The sequence below is a fragment of the Planctobacterium sp. AWH2_060 genome (genome assembly GCF_056158425.1).
The window spans coordinates 2,008,735-2,022,660 of record NZ_JBSWTG010000001.1; the positions used below are offsets into that span (position 1 = coordinate 2,008,735).

The following is a 13,926-nucleotide window of genomic DNA, read 5'->3' on the forward strand; positions in this document are numbered from 1 at the left end:
TTGCTTTTTATCGACCTGGAGTTACTGAGGCAAGCTCTGCTGAAACTTCTCCACCAAACCGTCCCACTCGGCAGAGTCGCCCCGCACCAAATGAGCTGAGTTTTGAAACAAAAACTTCGGAGGTGTGAACAAATAAGAGCGCTTCTTAAACTTCCAGGTTCGGGTTATACCATGGCCATCGTCACCTATTTCTTGTTTTACTCCCAAATCAAACAGGCTTTCAACTTCATTTAAGCCTTTTTTAATGGCTTCCTGATTTTTAGCACTGTCTGGTTCTATGTTGATCAAAACGGCAGTGGTTTGCGGTATGCCCATTAAGATTTCACAAATGAAAAAGATACTGCCACCGCGAAAATACATGGCATCATTGCTGCCAAATGGCACTTTGGCATCTCTGGCCAGTTGCTGCTGATAACGCATTCCATTGAACATAGCCCGGGAAAAAGGCAGATGCACATCGCCAAAATTGCGATTTAAGACATGCTGCAAAAATTCCTTGCCCATGGATTCCCCTACCTTTTCACTGCGAAACATCCCTTCTTCCACATTGACTTCCACAAACATACCCGATGACAGCAAAATGCTTTTAACCGCCTGGTAGTTGTAAATGGAGTAAGGCTTATTAGTTTTAGGGTTCTGGGTGGTATGGATGGCTTTAGACATCGCGGAGAAAAACACAGTGACATCGATAAAACTATTTTTAATATCTTCATCAAAGCCACTGATATTTTTTTCAGAGGTGCAAAGCATAATATTACCTGTTTCGTTAAACATGTAATATTTCGGCAAGGGGTGGTATACCGACGCTTTTTGCACTTTAGAACCGGACGGTTCCGGGTTTCCACACCAGTTCATTAGCCACCCAAACATGTGTCACCCTCGTCCGACAAGATATGCAAATTTTCCTGACGCTTAGTGTCAAACAAAGATTAAGACTCAGTCAAACTTTCTTTTAAGGTATTTACCAACTCGTTAAAATCCGGGTTGTCCATGGCTTCGTTTAAATTCTTCGCTTCAGGAATAAAGGCAGGAGGCACGAACAAATAGGTGGTTTTATCGATATTCAGCGTATAGGTTTTGCTCTGAGCTTTAAAGCAGGGCCCCGCCTGAAATGCTTTTGATGCCTGCTGGGAATCAACACTGAGCACAATAGGAGTAATGGAAACTGCACCTAACAGATACTCACACACAAAGATAATAGTGCCCACTTTGGTATCGGTACTGGTGCTGGAACCAGATACTGTAATGTCCTGCCCTTTTTTACCGATATCGCCTAACATCTGCATCAGGGAACTCCCTACAGCCGCCAGACCGCCACTAAAGCCCAGCAGCGCGGTGATCAACTCACTGCCAAAGGTAACGCCCCAGGATTTACTGCTAAACTGCACATTGCTTTCCGTCACTTTGACGAACAAACCGGAGCGAGACACCACTTTGTCAATGGCGGAAATATCGTATAAGGAATCGTTGTTTTCACTCATGGCCTTAGTCATAGCTGCAAAAAACACACTCACCTGACCAAAGGCTTCTGAGGCTTCCTGTGAAATGGCGGCGCCTTCAGAACTGCCTCCATTAAGTGTTGTGGCTACAAATAAATTTCCGGTGGCATTGATGGCAAACTCTTTGGTGGCGGGAATTTCTTTAGCCTGAAAAAGAGTAATAGATTTAGCTCTACTCTCGGCATTACTTACTATTGACCAATTTGCCGGATTTGAGCTTCCTGCAGAGCCAGAGCCCGTGCTTCCTGTATCTTCTGCCATTGTGATTCTCCTTGTTCAGTTTGAATAATCCATAGATACATTCAGATATGAAACTACGCATTTATGGTAAGAAATATAATTACCAAAATAACATAGCATATTTTTCCTATTTCACACTTCAAAAATGAAATTTTTTCTTCAAAGGCCTTATCAAGACTGAAACTGACTCGATTCGAATCACAGGAGGAAGATCAAAAACCAACGTAACAAGGAGTAAAAGAACTAAGCGACTGGACAGTCGCTTAGCTTATTAGGTTTATCAGGCTGCTGGCTGCAAAGCCTCATCATAGAAAATGGACTTTTCAATGGTGCTGTAAAACTTTTGATAGACATCCTGCTCAATGATCTGCTTGTGCTCAACAGTTTCACCATCTGGGTTATCACGACGATAAACAAAACTGGTTCGAACCTTCATGCTCTCTCCATAAGGTGAGATGGTGATGGTGGCACTGACAGTTTCCACATCGTCCACGTTGCCATCGGTAAACAGCAAAAATACCCCATAGGTCAACACGGTAAAGGCGGTTTTTTGAAGCGTTTCCCGAGCGTTGATCTTGGTGCTGCTGACCTTCCCTTTCACCAAACCTGACTGGATATCCGCAACATCAATCACAAAACCGTCATCCTGCAATGCGTTGAGTACTGCGTGGAAGATCTCCTGATTGCTTTTTTGCTCATAGGTGCGGGTTTGATATTCTCTCAAAGCCAGCGATGGCGGCTTAACCGAGCTGGCACATCCGGCTAAGAGAATGAATAACACACTGACCCATAATAACCTGGCTGATCTCATCCCGATCTCCAATTAATATGCGCTTCGGAAATAAGAGACGTCCGATACATTGTCTTGCTCATCGAGCTTGATGATCACTGTCAAACTGCGACTGCTGGATTCGCTTTGACTGCTGCTGCCGCCTAACAATGCTGCCACGTCAGAGCCAGCCCCCAGAACATTAATTCCCAAACTACTATCACTCTTTGTCTGAGAGATTTTGTCGTAAATCCAGACTTCACCATTGGTATCTGGTGATTTCTTTACGATATTAGGACTCCCGAGAGTTTGGGCTACTTTAAGTGCAGAAACCCCTTTGGAGATTTCTTTTTGTACCAGACCTACAGTTAACTGTTTTTCGTCGGTGTCCGCTGTATTGGCACAGGCCATCAAAGTTAAAGATAAAGCACTGGCTACAAATAGATTTCGAATTTGATTAGACATAAAAAGCTATTCCTTTAGGAAAAATGATAGGGTTGAATAGAAAGTGGCGTACATGCGCCAATCGCTCTTCCTGACTCAAATACCCAGACGTTCTGGGAAATAAATTTATTCCTCAGCGACATCACTATACGAATAATCAGCACAGCGATATGTACCAATTTGTAAGCAACATTGTCTGCTTGTAACGGGAAGAATTGAACCTGAGTAAATTGACGAGGCAATAAGGGAATTAAAAATAGTGCTGAAATATACAGCCGCTCCGATGGAGCGGCCTGGCATTGCACTTATAAAGTGCCTTCTTGTTGCTCTGCCTGAGTCCGCAGATAGTACTCTAACAGAGTCTCACCTGGACGCGGGCCTGAAGAAGTACCTTTTTGCGTTGAGCCAGTGCAGTCACCTGTTACACCACCAGTGACCATTGAAGTTTCGATTTGATTTAAAATACGCATAATGATTTCCTTTTCTTTAAGTTAAATTGCAAAGGTACGTTCCTTTGCACCTTACTTTCTGCGAACAAACCCAGTTTGTGGCAGAAAGTAGGTAAATCATAGGCGCTAAAAAATCGTTTGTAACCTGTACTAAAGTACAGTTTTTAACTATCTGAGATAATTATTCGCGAATATCCAGATACAGTTCACTGGAATACTTCATGGCCTGCGCCAGCTTTGTGCCGCTATTTTTATAATATTGATCAAAGTCCTGTTGGCTTTGCCACTCAGTGATCATGGTGAGATCGGGTGCCTCTACGTAACCAAATAAACTTTGAGCGTCGGCATAATTAAACAGCACCTTTCCACCAGCCTGCTCAATGCCAGTCAACATGTCATCGCTTAGCTCAGTAAAATCCTTGGCATCACTTTGCCAATAGGCCCCAAATACATAGACTTTATCGGCATCAAATGCCACGTCCATGTCCTCGGTAATCTCGTAATTACTCATATTAAAGGTGCTCCAGATAGCAAAACGACGCTCGGCAATATCCGGCTTTTCCTCCACCAGCTGGGAGAAAAACGCCTGACGCTGTTGCCAATCACCCGGCCAGCTGGCAATGGCAAGTACCCTGGGAAAATATTGGCCACTGACAGGATTCCGGGTGATGCGAAATGCCGTAGTATTTTGATATCCCATGGCAACAGCGGCCGGACCAATATCCGCGAAATATTGTTTTTTAAGGGGTTTGCCGTCCTCGCGGTCTGTTAAAAACAAAAAGTCCGCCACCTGATCTTTCTTAAAGGTCAGATTAGAGGTTTTGGCCTGTACAGAGCTATTAAAAGCCAAAAGACCAATTGTCAGTGTCAGAGTTAATCGTTGAATCAGTTTTGCCATTGATTTGCTACCAAATTTGAACTGGCGAACCTGCCACCAGCGACATTGTTAAATTTAGGGTTTTCAGAAACTTGCGGCATCAATCATTGCATCATTGCTGAAAATTTCTGCTGATTTGAGGTTAAATTGCCAATAATTGGGGTCAACTGCATTCAGAGATATTTAATTGGGACAGAAATATCATTTTGTAATTTGCACAACAGACTCAGAGTTTGAATATGGCTTTTACTCGTATTCCATTAAATCCAGAATATAAGCCGCGCCTGAGGCATTGCCATTGTCATCACGAAAAGGAGCCGCAACAATAGCCTTGTTCTCAGAAAGTGAAAGATTCCAGCCAAATCGGTCTTCTGGCTTACCCTTTTCAGCGACGATTTTCGACACAAAGCGCCAATCACTTTTTTGCTTTTCGAATAGATACACAGCGCCAGAGTTATTGCCGTTGGCATCATGATGCATCGCACTGAGCAACGCTCTGTTCCCCTGTAATGCTACACCACGCGCAAAGCGATCATCGGCTTTTCCATCCGGAGCCAGCAACTTTTGTGTTTGCGTCCATACTCCTGCCGTGCGCTCGAAAATATAGGCTGAGCCGGCATCCACACCAACGCCCTCAATATCATCTCTTCTGGCGGATATCAAAGCGGTATCACCAGACAACGCCACTCTTACCCCAAAGATATCAGTGTCAGCGCCATCATCAGCGGTTAGCTTGGCTTGCTGTACCCATTGTTTCCCGTCGTACACATAAGCATAAACAGCTCCGGCATTATTGGCCTTCTCATCATTCAAATCAGCACCTACCAGTATGGTCTCGCCATCTATGGCAACACTGATCCCAAACAAATCTCCTGCAGCACCATCGCTTGCAGTTAATTTACTGTGAAACTGCCATGCATTTATTTCTCTGGTATAGACGTAAGCAGAGCCAGAACCTTCGGCGAGTGCGTCGCTATGGGGCGCGCCTATCACCAGAAACCGCTCGGTCAGTGCAATACTTTGCCCGAAGGCATCCCCGGCTTTGCCATCTGTCGCCACTATCAATTGAGTTTGTGACCAGGAATTCGCCTCGCGCTCAAAGGCGAATACAGCCCCCGCTTTATCACCTTTTTCATCATGTCCAATCGCGCCTAATAAGGCAAAGTTGTTTTTCAGCGCCAAATTGCCGCCAAGCGTATCATCAGCCAGAGTAGGCTCTGCGATTAACTTTGCCTGCTGTTGCCAGCCACCTGCACCTACAGAGTAAATATAAGCCGCACCCGCATCCTGAACATCATTCACATCGGCTTTAAACGCGCCCACCAATGCATTTTTGCCATCAATCGCAACGCTGAAACTAAAGTGATCTTCCGCTTTCCCATCCTCGGGTAACAGCTGATGCTGTTGGGCTAAACTTTGACTGGCAATAAATAAGGTAAAACAAGATAAGCGGGTAAAAACGGAAATCATAGAACCTTCCTGGAGAATGAGAAAATTTATAATGAGGTGGGTGCAAACTACTCAAGCAGAGAGCGCATAACAAGGAGCAATAGATAAAGCGCTGATATCGCAGGATAAAAGGTCAACTTTGCTGAAAAAGTAGTAAGTTGGTTTCAACAACTCTTGCTTTTCAACAACTCTGACCCCTTGAACTTTTTTAGTCACCGCTTACATTGATTATGCCGTCGATCAGGATATTCAGCATGGTGCGTTGTTGTTCGCCAGCCTGAGAACCATCTACAGACCAATCGCTGTTGCTGATCAACACCATATCTGATGATGGATGAGTCAGGATAAACTGCCCGCCCCACCCCCAGGCCAGTTCGAAATCAGCGTCCGAGTCAGGCAGAGCCGAACTGGCTCCCAACCAATTCAGATAACCATAACCCCGGTAATCCATGGCACTATAAGTGCCGGAAAGCGTTACATGCTCCTGCTTCATTTCGACTACCCAGTGATCGGGAACCACTTGCGTAACACTCCCATCAGCATTCGTAAATGTGCCATTGTTTTGTATTAACAATCCCAGCCTGGCCTGATCAATGGGGCGTAACTCTAATCCTGCCCCGCCGTTGTATCGACTATCAGCCAGAATTTCCCAGCGTATGGAATCAATGCCCATAGGTTGAAACAACCGCTCCATGGCAAAATCACGCAAAGTACTCTGTGTCACTTTGCTCACAATGGCGCCCAGTACATGCACTGCCGCTGAATTGTAGGTAAAGGCTTCGCCTGGCGCGCTGCTCAGATTGCGTGACAACAAGAAATCCACTGGCTCATCGGATTGTGCCCATTCGACGTATAATGTTGCGCCCGACTCATCCCATTCAAAGCCACTGGTCATGGTTAGCAGTTGCGCCACGGTAACAGACTCCGCATCAGCATCACTAAAGCTGTACTCATCGTGGAAAAACTCTCCCAGAGTAGAATCCATACTGAGTAAACCGTCATCAATGGCAATACCGGTCAGCAGGCCGGTTACGGTTTTGGTCACGGAACGAACATGCTGTAACTGCTGCGCTGTCTGTCCATTAAAATATTGCTCGGCTAACAATTTATCTTGTTTAAGCACCAAAAGGCTGCGCGTCCAGGATTGCGATTCTGCCTGCAAATAAGCGGCCGCAATCACATCCTCATCCACACCCGCTTCGGTAAAAGTACCCACTTCTATCTCTGAAGATTGCGGTTGATAAGATGGGGGGGTAACTCCCGGATTCGTGGGAGTAACAGGGTTAGTATTATCCGATGAACTGCCTCCACCACAGGCAAACAAGGTAATACACAACAACGAACTAACTATCAGACGCATATTTTTAATTCCCGGTAATTTTATTTATCTTAAACTGAAAAGTGACCAAATTGCCAACCCACTATTGATTCATAGGTCTTTACCTTGAATTTACCCCGTAAGGGGTACGCTGTTATAGAAATTCAATAGTAATACAAAGGTTACATTATGCGTTTAGGAATCGCCGCGATTGCCATCACCGCTACAACAATGATTTGTGGTTGTGATAAATCAGGATCCAACTCCAGGATTATCCCCTCTCCAACAGTGTCCGTTGATTCGATCAATACTAAATATCAGGGTGTTTGGACCGCTCCCGGCTATGCACAATCAATAGTTATTGGTGAACACAACGTTGATATTTATCAACATACCAGTAGTTTTTGTCTGCATACTGAGCAGTCAGAAGACGTTTCAACAGCAGATATCGAAAGTGTTGTTCGCGAAACTGAGTCTAACAACCAGTTAGAATGGTATTTGTCTTATGGAACAGCTTCCTTTTCTGCACCGGGAATACAGTTTGAACGTCGTGCTGCGTTACCACTGGCCTGTAAAGACAACCTCATTTCTATTGTTGAGGATAGTGAAAATCCACTTGATGTCCTAGAGTTGTGGGAGTTCTATGGTCAAATAATTGCGGAATACTACCTCGACTTCGATCAAAAAAATATCGACTGGCAACAGGTGTATTACAACGCAGGAATCGAACTTAACGGCAGTTCAACGGCAAGCGACCTGTTTCTCGCAATGGAGGAAACTCTTGTCTCATTGGCTGACACTCACAACTATATTCAATCTCCCCAAGGTTGGTTCGCAAAAACACTCACTAAACCAACCCTTACAGAGCGACTAGTAGAAGAATATGCCATGGACAACGGTATACCATTCCCGCTCCCTCAGGAATTAATTACAGAATCTATAGCCAGTGATATATACAACTATGTGACCACACACCAGCAGTATCAATGGGAGTTAGTGGTAGACTACGCTCAACAATCAACAGACATTAAAACAGCGGCAAATGGCTTGATCCGCTGGTTTGAGAGAGAAGAGGTTGGATATCTGTTTCTGGGTGGCATGCTTGGCTATGCGGATGCTGAGCAAGTAGAAGGCATAGCATACGCAGAACAAACACTTGAAGCCTTAAATGTAGCTCTTGATTCAGCACTACATGATCTTCGCAATGTTAATGGACTAATTATTGACGTGAGGACCAATGACGGTGGTCATGATTTTATTAGTCTTGCCATAGCCAGTCGATTCATGGATTCCACGACCCATGTATACAGTAAACAGGCCAGAGACGGCAGCAGCCGTACACCATTACAAGAGGTTTTTTTAGCGCCGTATAACGGCCTTAGATATTCGGGTCCCATAACTCTGCTCACCAGTGCCAGTACCGTATCTGCAGCAGAAACCTTTGCGCTGATAATGTCTCAGTTTAGCAATGTCACGCTTATCGGCGAACCTAGTCAGGGAGTGTTTTCAGATGTGATGGAATGGACACTTCCAAACGGCTTCAATATTGGCCTCTCCAATGAATTCTACTTCACTCCAGACGGTGAATGGTATGAGGGCCAGGGCGTGCCTGTAGACATTACAGTCCCATTTTACACGCTTCAGCAACGCGAAGTAGGGATAGATTTAGGTATCGAAACCGCATTTATGTTACTCACTGAGTAGTTCCCAGAGGCTGACAAAGCCACTCAACATGGGCCACAAAATAGCTAATCACAGGTGAGTAAACGATGCGAAAAGTATTATTGGGGTTATATCTGTTTTTACTTGCGATAGCCGCAACAATTCACCTGGTACATAAACTCGAAACCAACACAGGCGGTGTTATCAGTCGTTTTGCACCACTGTTGTTGGTAACCGTGATCGCTTTTGGGTTATGCGGCTATATATTCCACAAAGCCATTTTTAAACCACCGTTCTGGGAGGCCCTTTTAGGCCTTCTTTCACTGCTGAGTGCGACCTGTATTGGAATACTAGTTTATTTTACATCGGCAAATATTTCCCTGCTATCAGCAACAGGAGTTTGGGCATCCATAATATTGGTTTTGTTGTTTCCAGCAGAAGTTATTTTGTTCTTATATTTGTATCGCTGTCCGGCAATTTGGCATGTCCGTTCTTAAATCCGTGGCCTGCAATTCCAGTAAAAATCAGTTTGCGCATGCCCCTTTACCTTAAATTTACCTTACTTCGATTATCGTAGTTTACGAATTTTATTTACGGAAAACTATGATGAATATTATCCAAACGAACTTTAAAACTAAATTTGGCCCGCTCGCTTTCGTTATTTTAGGAAGCATTTCCAACCCCTCGGCACAGGCCTCCGAATTCAATTTTATACAGCTACACGGAATGCAAGCTACTTATGGTGATATACCCGGCTTTGATCTGCGTGGAGCTGAAATAAGGGGAGGCTTTGGATGGAACCAATTATTCACCGAGTTTCGCTATCGCAATCTTGATGATCGCTCAGGCGACAGAAAACTCGAAGACGAACGCTGGAACATTAGTGTGGGATATGCCTGGCCACTCACAGCAAACTTAAGTGTTGATATGCGAGCAAACTATGGTTCAATTAAATTAGAGGGACATGGCCCTGATGAATATTTCATATCCAAACCTAAATACGAAGGCTTGAGTTCCTATCTACACTATTCCTACTCTGCCAACATTAATTTATACGGCGGTCTTGAATGGCAAAACTTACCTGAAAATGCCGATCAAAAGGCATATCACCTCGGCGCAATGTATAATTTCGAAGTAATTACATTGGGTGCCGAGTACACTAAATATTCAGACACTGATGCAATTAGTCTTTTCGCCCGCTATCAATTTTAAGCGGAATTTGGTCTGCTTTTTAAGCCAGGAAAAGCAGACCTGCTCTCATTTGCGACAGTAAAGCTTCGAAAAACAACAGGTGAGTGTTAGGCTTAGGGCCTGGTAGCCCAATAAAGTGTAATACATTACTTGTCTTCTCCTAAATTATCTAATGTCTTACCCACACAGACCTTTAAAATAGCCGGTTTTTCCGCGCTTGGTTGTGCGGCCTGTTTTATTGTCGGGTTCGTAATGATCTTTTGGATCGAACCTGGAATACACCTAAACCCAACCCAAAGGTTTAACTTTATTCTGAGTAATGGGGTATTTTTCCAATTCTGGTATTTAATTATTTTTGTGCTGTTTAGCGGCTGTCTTTTAATGCTGGTTCGAGGCCTCAGAGCCTGGATGGAACCCCATCAAAGTTTGAGCTACCAACTCTCAATGGTGTTTGGTTTTATCTGGGTGTCATATACCTTTTGCTGTGGATTAATCGCCGTGTTTACGATTGAATATTTGCTTTCTCTCCCTACAGAACAACAATCCCCCGTCTGGTATGTTATTTATGCTATTCAAATAGGCATGGGCGATGGTGTGGAATGGGTTGGAGGTGTTTGGCTTGCGACTTCCAGTTGGCACTTGCTAAAAAGCCAGAAAAGTCCCGTCACTTTGCATAAGTTCGGGCTTTTGGTGGGTGTTATTGGCTGTTTGACATTGTTCCCGCCACTTGCTGAAGCTGGTGCTATATTCGGGCTATCTCAAATCATCTGGTTTTGCTGGGTCGCGAGCGTGATGTTTAAATTGTCAAAACAAAATCAATTAGTTGAATGATGACACCAGCACGCGATAAAAGGTCTCGTCATGTTCCACCAATATTCGCCACCCCATGACATGGGCCATTCGGGTCACCAGATATTGCCCATGGCCAAGACCTTGATATGTTCCTGACTTTTCAGTTCCAAAAGGGTTCTCAAAAACTACCTTGCCATCCAAATGATAGACTCTCATTTTTCTGCCATTACCGTGATAAAAACCGTTGTTGATGAGATTTTGGCAAAGCAGACTAATTAAATTGTGATTGCCATAAACCATAGTTTCGCTTTCAATATCAAGTTCTATATCAAACGGTTGCTCGGGATGAGCAAGGTGAACCGCAAGTGCAACACGCTCTAATATAGGTAACAAACGGATACTATCGAACACGAGGTTCTCTTTTCGCGCCAATGCTAACAGTACTTCGATAGTTGCCTGCAAAGTAGTTGTCGCTTGTTCGAGCAATTGTCGGTCTTCTGTTTTCAGTTTGTCAGACGAATTCAATTCCAGAGTGTTTCGAATAAGAGCCACAGGTGTGCGCAATTCATGGCTCACATCGCTGGCAAAATCATGCTCTCGCCGCCATGCCTGTTGTAGTTCGCCATAGGTATCTTCAAATGCTTTTGCCAGCTGACCAATCTCATCGCTACGGGATGCTTCCTTCATATCACAAGCCCGATCGCGGCGTTGCTGGACTACGTCCTGAGTCAAATTACGGATAGGAAGGGACAGTTTCGATGCGATAAACCAGGTGCTTAAAACTGATAATATAATAACGCCCGCTGAGATACTCCCAAGGAAAACCCCGAAAACCGATGAAAACGCGAATAAAGGAACCCTCTTTTCAATATTAACCAATAACCAAAAATCTCCACCCTGAGTGGGTATTTTTGTTGCATACCCTTTGTGATTCCCAACGTTAACTCTATACAAGGTTTCGTTGTGTACTGATGGTTCAAATTGCTCCAGTAAAGACAAGGACGCGTCATCTATGACTAGCACATCTTGAGAAGTCAAGACCGATAAACTTTGTGCAACAGGTTGTTTTGAAGCATAATTTTCAAGTTCTTTTGCGATTACAATATCGCCAATAATATCCTGTGTCACCTCTACAAATAGAAACGTTAAACGAAAATAGAACAAACTGATAACCAACACCAACCCGCCGAAACCAAAAAACAGTTGAGCGCGAATGCCTTTAATCATTTTCACCAAGACCGACCAATCGATACCCAATATTGCTAATGGTCTGTAATTCTGGTGACTGTTCCCCCTGCCCCTGACAGCCCCGTTCCAACGCTTTTCGAACATTGTATATATGTGCTTTTAAAGAATTACTTTCAGGAGGCTCATTCCCCCAGACTTCGGCGATGAGATCGCTTCTGGCCACAGGATATGGATGTGCTTGTACCAATTGTTTCAGGATTTTAAACCCCGTTTTCGTGACGTTCAGCGGAATACTATCCCAACTAACCGTTACTGCCCGTGTGTCCAGCGTGAGCTTACCCTTCATGATGTGGGTATTGGTATGCAGTTGATGTCGTCGCCCCAAGGCCTCACAACGCATTGCCAACTCCCGTAAATCACAGGGTTTGGTTAAATAGTCGTCTGTACCTTTTAAAAAACCTTTAGCTTTGTCACTAAAAGCGTCTCGGGCTGTCAGCATCAGGACAGGAGTGATCCGCGTCTGCTGGCTTTTGATTTTTTCACAAACTTGTAAGCCGTCCAGATCAGGTAAATTGAGATCAAGCACAATAACATCAAAACGATGAGCAAGCGCGAGAGCTATTCCTTGCTCTCCTGTTTCAGCGTAATCCACTTGCCATCCTTTGCTTTCTATCAGTTGGCAAATTTGTTTTGCTAAAGCCAAATTATCCTCAATCAATAGTATGGAAAGTGCTTGACCTGTCATATTTTACCTTTTTTGCCTAAATCCTTTTTGCCATAATTCAGATTGCCACAAACAAGAGTCTGAAAAGATGAAGCAGGCAAAAACTAAAGTTTTGCCAAAACTTGTTGAATGAGTAATTCTGTTTTTTCGTCACAAGCAGTGTATCCATGACAGTTTGAAAACAAGGTAACTGTAATATCATCGTCTACGAAATAAAGATTTCTTGTTTCATAACCGACTTCGGCACCACCATGATGGTAAACCTGCTGTCCCAGAATGTTATCTTCAAACAACCCCAACCCAAAATCAAATCCGTAATTAGTCTCTACCATACTGGCTTCGCCAATTAGTAACTCACGTATTTCTTCTGTTATGACAGTATCATCCGTCATGATTTCACGTAGTAATTTACTTAAGTCGCTTGCGGTTGTGACAAGTGGTGCGTCTGCAACACCAACACTTTCAAAGAACGGCTTAGTGTTTTCCATTTGGCCATCTTCCAGAATATAGCCCGAAATGGATGTACCCAACTCATTTTCAATGCCACCATAATAGGTATCATTCAGGCCGAGAGGAATAAGCACTCGATTGCGAAGTTCAACAGAGTGATGTTCGCCGAGTATTTCATCTAATATTAACCCTGCCAATAAATAACCGGAATTGGAGTACTGTACCCCTGTGCCAGGCTCAAAATACGCAGGCTTATTGTAAATAAACTCCAGCGCATTGATATCAGTTTTCAACTGCCCTACTGTTTCAATGCCGTAAACAAACCACTCTCCGGCAGTATCAGAATCAAGGTAATCATGCACGCCCGCAGTATGGTTGAGCAATTGGCGAATGGTCATTTGGTCACTGTATTGAATATTACTTAAAATACTGTCGGGCAGGTAGTCTGATATCAGGTCATCAATATTGAGTAAACCATCTTCGTGTAACATAGCGACTAACAGCGCTGTGGCTTTTTTGCCCGCGCTACCTACCGGCATTTGATGGTATGTCTGCATGGGTGACTGAGTCTCGATATCAGAAAGCCCGGCAGCTCCGGTAAAATCTATTTCCGGGCCTTCGACATGCAATAGCACACCGGGAACGTCTTCACCCACCGTATTATCCAGTAGCAACTGCAGGCTTTCAGACAAGGTCGGTGGATCCGGTTGTGGTTGCGGTTGCGGTTCAGGTTGAGTGGAATTACTACTGGAGCCACATCCCCCAAGAATACCAAAACTCATAGCCAATAGCCCTGTTGCCGCGATTTTCCCTAATTTCATAATGATTCTCTCTCTTCGGGTTAATATCTTTTGGACATTGCAGTTGAGTACTG

At 44.1% G+C, this 13,926-nt stretch carries 15 protein-coding genes; 4 read left to right on the forward strand and 11 right to left on the reverse strand.

The features are described 5' to 3' along the window. Nucleotides 1–21: 21 nt before the first annotated feature. The 8 genes from ACXAD8_RS08530 to ACXAD8_RS08565 all read right to left on the reverse strand — a co-directional run bounded on the left by ACXAD8_RS08530 (nucleotide 22) and on the right by ACXAD8_RS08565 (nucleotide 7,087). Entirely contained in the window at nucleotides 22–855 is an 834-nt protein-coding gene (locus ACXAD8_RS08530) for a hypothetical protein (protein ID WP_475227275.1), read from the reverse strand. 74 nt (nucleotides 856–929) lie between these two features. Continuing rightward, nucleotides 930–1,760, reverse strand: a complete 831-nt coding sequence (locus tag ACXAD8_RS08535) for a hypothetical protein (protein WP_475227277.1) — start codon at nucleotides 1,758–1,760, stop codon at nucleotides 930–932. A 259-nt stretch (nucleotides 1,761–2,019) separates the two neighbouring features. Further along, nucleotides 2,020–2,550, reverse strand: a complete 531-nt coding sequence (locus tag ACXAD8_RS08540) for a hypothetical protein (protein ID WP_475227280.1) — start codon at nucleotides 2,548–2,550, stop codon at nucleotides 2,020–2,022. Between the two features lie 12 nt (nucleotides 2,551–2,562). Next, nucleotides 2,563–2,973: a hypothetical protein gene (locus ACXAD8_RS08545; protein WP_475227283.1), complete on the reverse strand. Its 411-nt coding sequence runs from the start codon at nucleotides 2,971–2,973 to the stop codon at nucleotides 2,563–2,565. A gap of 284 nt (nucleotides 2,974–3,257) precedes the next feature. Further along, nucleotides 3,258–3,422, reverse strand: coding sequence for a hypothetical protein (locus tag ACXAD8_RS08550; RefSeq protein ID WP_475227286.1), 165 nt, complete (start codon nucleotides 3,420–3,422; stop codon nucleotides 3,258–3,260). A gap of 160 nt (nucleotides 3,423–3,582) precedes the next feature. After that, a complete protein-coding gene (locus ACXAD8_RS08555; RefSeq protein ID WP_475227287.1) occupies nucleotides 3,583–4,299 on the reverse strand; it encodes a hypothetical protein in 717 nt (238 codons plus the stop codon). Nucleotides 4,300–4,524: 225 nt separating this feature from the next. After that, nucleotides 4,525–5,748 carry an FG-GAP repeat protein gene (locus ACXAD8_RS08560; protein ID WP_475227289.1) on the reverse strand — a complete coding sequence of 408 codons (1,224 nt, stop codon included), beginning with the start codon at nucleotides 5,746–5,748 and terminating at the stop codon, nucleotides 4,525–4,527. Between the two features lie 187 nt (nucleotides 5,749–5,935). After that, nucleotides 5,936–7,087 (reverse strand): serine hydrolase domain-containing protein, encoded by a 1,152-nt coding sequence (locus ACXAD8_RS08565; RefSeq protein ID WP_475227291.1) that lies wholly within the window; start codon nucleotides 7,085–7,087, stop codon nucleotides 5,936–5,938. Nucleotides 7,088–7,234: 147 nt separating this feature from the next. Here ACXAD8_RS08565 and ACXAD8_RS08570 point away from each other — a divergent pair, with 147 nt between their 5' ends. The 4 genes from ACXAD8_RS08570 to ACXAD8_RS08585 all read left to right on the forward strand — a co-directional run bounded on the left by ACXAD8_RS08570 (nucleotide 7,235) and on the right by ACXAD8_RS08585 (nucleotide 10,729). Further along, the gene (locus ACXAD8_RS08570) at nucleotides 7,235–8,749 is read left to right on the forward strand and encodes a S41 family peptidase (protein ID WP_475227293.1); all 1,515 of its coding nucleotides are present in this window, start codon (nucleotides 7,235–7,237) and stop codon (nucleotides 8,747–8,749) included. A 65-nt stretch (nucleotides 8,750–8,814) separates the two neighbouring features. Then, nucleotides 8,815–9,204, forward strand: coding sequence for a hypothetical protein (locus tag ACXAD8_RS08575; RefSeq protein WP_475227296.1), 390 nt, complete (start codon nucleotides 8,815–8,817; stop codon nucleotides 9,202–9,204). A gap of 106 nt (nucleotides 9,205–9,310) precedes the next feature. Further along, the gene (locus tag ACXAD8_RS08580; protein ID WP_475227298.1) at nucleotides 9,311–9,919 is read left to right on the forward strand and encodes a hypothetical protein; all 609 of its coding nucleotides are present in this window, start codon (nucleotides 9,311–9,313) and stop codon (nucleotides 9,917–9,919) included. 129 nt (nucleotides 9,920–10,048) lie between these two features. Then, complete coding sequence (locus ACXAD8_RS08585) at nucleotides 10,049–10,729, forward strand: hypothetical protein (RefSeq protein ID WP_475227300.1); 681 nt, start codon at nucleotides 10,049–10,051, stop codon at nucleotides 10,727–10,729. On the opposite strand, the gene ACXAD8_RS08590 is transcribed toward ACXAD8_RS08585, so the two are convergent. The 3 genes from ACXAD8_RS08590 to ACXAD8_RS08600 form a co-directional block, all read right to left on the reverse strand. Next, nucleotides 10,718–11,917 (reverse strand): sensor histidine kinase, encoded by a 1,200-nt coding sequence (locus ACXAD8_RS08590; RefSeq protein ID WP_475227303.1) that lies wholly within the window; start codon nucleotides 11,915–11,917, stop codon nucleotides 10,718–10,720. The genes ACXAD8_RS08585 and ACXAD8_RS08590 overlap by 12 nt on opposite strands. Next, entirely contained in the window at nucleotides 11,910–12,623 is a 714-nt protein-coding gene (locus tag ACXAD8_RS08595; protein WP_475227304.1) for a response regulator transcription factor, read from the reverse strand. The genes ACXAD8_RS08590 and ACXAD8_RS08595 overlap by 8 nt, the downstream gene beginning before the upstream one ends. An 83-nt stretch (nucleotides 12,624–12,706) precedes the next feature. After that, complete coding sequence (locus ACXAD8_RS08600) at nucleotides 12,707–13,873, reverse strand: serine hydrolase domain-containing protein (protein ID WP_475227306.1); 1,167 nt, start codon at nucleotides 13,871–13,873, stop codon at nucleotides 12,707–12,709. Between the last annotated feature and the right edge of the window lie 53 nt (nucleotides 13,874–13,926).

Coding starts and splice junctions, on each gene's coding strand:
- ACXAD8_RS08530 (WP_475227275.1), bottom strand. CDS start 855: ATGAACTGGTGTGGAAACCCGGAACCGTCCGGTTCTAAAGTGCAAAAA.
- ACXAD8_RS08535 (WP_475227277.1), bottom strand. CDS start 1,760: ATGGCAGAAGATACAGGAAGCACGGGCTCTGGCTCTGCAGGAAGCTCA.
- ACXAD8_RS08540 (WP_475227280.1), bottom strand. CDS start 2,550: ATGAGATCAGCCAGGTTATTATGGGTCAGTGTGTTATTCATTCTCTTA.
- ACXAD8_RS08545 (WP_475227283.1), bottom strand. CDS start 2,973: ATGTCTAATCAAATTCGAAATCTATTTGTAGCCAGTGCTTTATCTTTA.
- ACXAD8_RS08550 (WP_475227286.1), bottom strand. CDS start 3,422: ATGCGTATTTTAAATCAAATCGAAACTTCAATGGTCACTGGTGGTGTA.
- ACXAD8_RS08555 (WP_475227287.1), bottom strand. CDS start 4,299: ATGGCAAAACTGATTCAACGATTAACTCTGACACTGACAATTGGTCTT.
- ACXAD8_RS08560 (WP_475227289.1), bottom strand. CDS start 5,748: ATGATTTCCGTTTTTACCCGCTTATCTTGTTTTACCTTATTTATTGCC.
- ACXAD8_RS08565 (WP_475227291.1), bottom strand. CDS start 7,087: ATGCGTCTGATAGTTAGTTCGTTGTTGTGTATTACCTTGTTTGCCTGT.
- ACXAD8_RS08570 (WP_475227293.1), top strand. CDS start 7,235: ATGCGTTTAGGAATCGCCGCGATTGCCATCACCGCTACAACAATGATT.
- ACXAD8_RS08575 (WP_475227296.1), top strand. CDS start 8,815: ATGCGAAAAGTATTATTGGGGTTATATCTGTTTTTACTTGCGATAGCC.
- ACXAD8_RS08580 (WP_475227298.1), top strand. CDS start 9,311: ATGATGAATATTATCCAAACGAACTTTAAAACTAAATTTGGCCCGCTC.
- ACXAD8_RS08590 (WP_475227303.1), bottom strand. CDS start 11,917: ATGATTAAAGGCATTCGCGCTCAACTGTTTTTTGGTTTCGGCGGGTTG.
- ACXAD8_RS08595 (WP_475227304.1), bottom strand. CDS start 12,623: ATGACAGGTCAAGCACTTTCCATACTATTGATTGAGGATAATTTGGCT.
- ACXAD8_RS08600 (WP_475227306.1), bottom strand. CDS start 13,873: ATGAAATTAGGGAAAATCGCGGCAACAGGGCTATTGGCTATGAGTTTT.